General features: G+C 47.1%; 2 tRNA genes and 2 rRNA genes. All 4 read left to right on the forward strand.

Annotated elements, in window-relative coordinates:
* A 16S ribosomal RNA gene (locus tag I6F49_RS19900) occupies positions 1–1,459 on the forward strand; the annotation flags it as partial.
* 76 nt (positions 1,460–1,535) lie between these two features.
* Positions 1,536–1,612: transfer RNA gene (locus tag I6F49_RS19905), tRNA-Ile, on the forward strand.
* A gap of 50 nt (positions 1,613–1,662) precedes the next feature.
* A tRNA-Ala gene (locus I6F49_RS19910) sits at positions 1,663–1,738 on the forward strand.
* Positions 1,739–2,508: 770 nt separating this feature from the next.
* Positions 2,509–4,740, forward strand: a 23S ribosomal RNA gene (locus tag I6F49_RS19915); the annotation flags it as partial.

The raw sequence follows: 4,740 nt of genomic DNA on the forward strand, positions 1-4,740 counted from the left end.
AGTAGCTTGCTACTTTGCTGACGAGCGGCGGACGGGTGAGTAATGCTTGGGAACATGCCTTGAGGTGGGGGACAACAGTTGGAAACGACTGCTAATACCGCATAATGTCTACGGACCAAAGGGGGCTTCGGCTCTCGCCTTTAGATTGGCCCAAGTGGGATTAGCTAGTTGGTGAGGTAATGGCTCACCAAGGCGACGATCCCTAGCTGGTTTGAGAGGATGATCAGCCACACTGGGACTGAGACACGGCCCAGACTCCTACGGGAGGCAGCAGTGGGGAATATTGCACAATGGGCGCAAGCCTGATGCAGCCATGCCGCGTGTGTGAAGAAGGCCTTCGGGTTGTAAAGCACTTTCAGTCAGGAGGAAAGGTTAGTAGTTAATACCTGCTAGCTGTGACGTTACTGACAGAAGAAGCACCGGCTAACTCCGTGCCAGCAGCCGCGGTAATACGGAGGGTGCGAGCGTTAATCGGAATTACTGGGCGTAAAGCGTACGCAGGCGGTTTGTTAAGCGAGATGTGAAAGCCCCGGGCTCAACCTGGGAACTGCATTTCGAACTGGCAAACTAGAGTGTGATAGAGGGTGGTAGAATTTCAGGTGTAGCGGTGAAATGCGTAGAGATCTGAAGGAATACCGATGGCGAAGGCAGCCACCTGGGTCAACACTGACGCTCATGTACGAAAGCGTGGGGAGCAAACGGGATTAGATACCCCGGTAGTCCACGCCGTAAACGATGTCTACTAGAAGCTCGGAGCCTCGGTTCTGTTTTTCAAAGCTAACGCATTAAGTAGACCGCCTGGGGAGTACGGCCGCAAGGTTAAAACTCAAATGAATTGACGGGGGCCCGCACAAGCGGTGGAGCATGTGGTTTAATTCGATGCAACGCGAAGAACCTTACCTACACTTGACATACAGAGAACTTACTAGAGATAGTTTGGTGCCTTCGGGAACTCTGATACAGGTGCTGCATGGCTGTCGTCAGCTCGTGTTGTGAGATGTTGGGTTAAGTCCCGCAACGAGCGCAACCCCTATCCTTAGTTGCTAGCAGGTAATGCTGAGAACTCTAAGGAGACTGCCGGTGATAAACCGGAGGAAGGTGGGGACGACGTCAAGTCATCATGGCCCTTACGTGTAGGGCTACACACGTGCTACAATGGCGCATACAGAGTGCTGCGAACTCGCGAGAGTAAGCGAATCACTTAAAGTGCGTCGTAGTCCGGATTGGAGTCTGCAACTCGACTCCATGAAGTCGGAATCGCTAGTAATCGCGTATCAGAATGACGCGGTGAATACGTTCCCGGGCCTTGTACACACCGCCCGTCACACCATGGGAGTGGGTTGCTCCAGAAGTAGATAGTCTAACCCTCGGGAGGACGTTTACCACGGAGTGATTCATGACTGGGGTGAAGTCGTAACAAGGTAGCCCTAGGGGAACCTGGGGCTGGATCACCTCCTTATACGATTTAGAACTTATTTGTTCGTAGTGTCCACACAGATGATTGTTATTGTAAAGAGAACAACACTTATTGTTTTGGGTCTGTAGCTCAGCTGGTTAGAGCGCACCCCTGATAAGGGTGAGGTCGGTAGTTCAAATCTACTCAGACCCACCACTTCTTGTCTAATCAAGAAGATGGTTAAAACAATAAGTACCAGCATATGTGGGGCTATAGCTCAGCTGGGAGAGCGCCTGCCTTGCACGCAGGAGGTCAGCAGTTCGATCCTGCTTAGCTCCACCACNTTCGGGATAACTAATTAATATGCTCTTTAAAAATTTGGAAAAGCTGATAATAAAATTCTGATGAATAACATTGTTATTTATCAAGAGTTTTCAAAAGTAAAAAAAGAATGGTAGCAGTACCATTCAGTGCCATTTAGTTAACTCTTATGAGTTGATTGATTGGTATCTACTTTAGTATTCAATATTGACTTCTGGCGAAGTTAAACTGTCACAAAACAAAGACCCGTTTGGGTTGTATGGTTANCTTTTACTTCTTAAAAATAAATATTCTTTATCGGGCATCTCAATCGCCTGAGAATAGAGTGTGTTTAATTTTGAGAGGTTTTTGTATCTCTTGCTCTTTAAAAATTTGGAAAAGCTGATAATAAAATTCTGATGAATACATTGTATTTATCAAGAGTTTTCAAAAGTAAAAAAAGAATGGTAGCAGTACCATTCAGTGCCATTTAGTTAACTCTTANTTTTTACTTCTTAAAAATAAATATTCTTTATCGGGCATCTCAATCGCCTGAGAATAGAGTGTGTTTAATTTTGAGAGGTTTTTGTATCTCTTGATCTTTAAAAATTTGGAAAAGCTGATAATAAAATTCTGATGAATACATTGTATTTATCAAGAGTTTTCAAAAGTAAAAAAAGAATGGTAGCAGTACCATTCAGTGCCATTTAGTTAACTCTTATGAGTTGATTGATTGGTATCTACTTTAGTATTCAATATTGACTTCTGGCGAAGTTAAACTGTCACAAAACAAAGACCCGTTTGGGTTGTATGGTTAAGTGACTAAGCGTACACGGTGGATGCCTTGGCAGTTGGAGGCGATGAAGGACGTATTAACTTGCGATAAGCCTAGTCAAGCTAGTAAAAAGCACTTGAGACTAGGATTTCCGAATGGGGAAACCCACCTGCTTGCAGGTATCGTTAACTGAATACATAGGTTAACGAGGCGAACGCGGAGAACTGAAACATCTAAGTACCCGTAGGAAAAGAAATCAACCGAGATTCCGAAAGTAGCGGCGAGCGAAATCGGAACAGCCCTTAAGCTTATTATGTGTTAATGGAAGGCTGCTGGAAAGCGCCACGATACAGGGTGATAGTCCCGTACATGAAAAGACATTTTAAGTGAAATCGAGTAGGTCGGAGCACGTGAAACTTTGACTGAATATAGGTGGACCATCATCTAAGGCTAAATACTCCCAACTGACCGATAGTGAACCAGTACCGTGAGGGAAAGGCGAAAAGAACCCCTGTGAGGGGAGTGAAATAGAACCTGAAACCGTGTACGTACAAGCAGTAGGAGCCCACTTGTTGGGTGACTGCGTACCTTTTGTATAATGGGTCAGCGACTTATATTTTGTAGCGAGGTTAACCGAATAGGGTAGCCGTAGGGAAACCGAGTCTTAACTGGGCGAATAGTTGCAAGGTATAGACCCGAAACCCGGTGATCTAGCCATGGGCAGGTTGAAGGTTGAGTAACATCAACTGGAGGACCGAACCCACTAACGTTGAAAAGTTAGGGGATGACCTGTGGCTAGGAGTGAAAGGCTAATCAAACCGGGAGATAGCTGGTTCTCCCCGAAATCTATTTAGGTAGAGCCTCGGACGAATACTTACGGGGGTAGAGCACTGTTAAGGCTAGGGGGTCATCCCGACTTACCAACCCTTTGCAAACTCCGAATACCGTAAAGTAATATCCGGGAGACACACGGCGGGTGCTAACGTCCGTCGTGAAGAGGGAAACAACCCAGACCGCCAGCTAAGGTCCCAAAGTCATAGTTAAGTGGGAAACGATGTGGAAAGGCCCAGACAGCCAGGAGGTTGGCTTAGAAGCAGCCATCCTTTAAAGAAAGCGTAATAGCTCACTGGTCGAGTCGGTCTGCGCGGAAGATGTAACGGGGCTAAACTATGCACCGAAGCTGCGGATTCAGAATTTATTCTGAGTGGTAGGGGAGCGTTCTGTAAGCCGTTGAAGGTGTACCGGGAGGTATGCTGGAGGTATCAGAAGTGCGAATGCTGACATGAGTAACGATAATGGGAGTGAAAAACTCCCACGCCGGAAGACCAAGGGTTCCTATCCCATGTTAATCAGGGTAGGGTAAGTCGACCCCTAAGGCGAGGCCGAAAGGCGTAGTCGATGGGAAACAGATTAATATTTCTGTACTCGATATAATTGCGATGGGGGGACGGAGCAGGCTAAGCAAGCATAGCGTTGGTAGTCTATGTGAAAGTGAGTAGGGCGTTTGTTTAGGTAAATCCGGACAGACACTAAACCTGAGACACGAGACGAGTCACTACGGTGATGAAGTTGCTGATGCCATACTTCCAGGAAAAGCCTCTAAGCTTCAGATTATATGGAATCGTACCCCAAACCGACACAGGTGGTCNAGACACTAAACCTGAGACACGAGACGAGTCACTACGGTGATGAAGTTGCTGATGCCATACTTCCAGGAAAAGCCTCTAAGCTTCAGATTATATGGAATCGTACCCCAAACCGACACAGGTGGTCAGGTAGAGAATACTAAGGCGCTTGAGAGAACTCGGGTGAAGGAACTAGGCAAAATCGTACCGTAACTTCGGGAGAAGGTACGCTCCTATCTGTGATGAGACTTGCTCTCTAAGCGGACGGGAGCCGCAGTGACCAGGTGGCTGGGACTGTTTATTAAAAACACAGCACTGTGCAAAATCGCAAGATGACGTATACGGTGTGACACCTGCCCGGTGCCGGAAGGTTAATTGATGGGGTTATCCTTAGGGAGAAGCTCTTGATCGAAGCCCCGGTAAACGGCGGCCGTAACTATAACGGTCCTAAGGTAGCGAAATTCCTTGTCGGGTAAGTTCCGACCTGCACGAATGGTGTAACCATGGCCACGCTGTCTCCACCCGAGACTCAGTGAAATTGAAATCGCAGTGAAGATGCTGTGTACCCGCGGCTAGACGGAAAGACCCCGTGAACCTTTACTACAGCTTGGCACTGAACATTGAACCTACATGTGTAGGATAGG

Origin of the sequence: Pseudoalteromonas sp. SWN166 (assembly GCF_015864485.1) — a bacterium.
Lineage (GTDB): Bacteria > Pseudomonadota > Gammaproteobacteria > Enterobacterales > Alteromonadaceae > Pseudoalteromonas.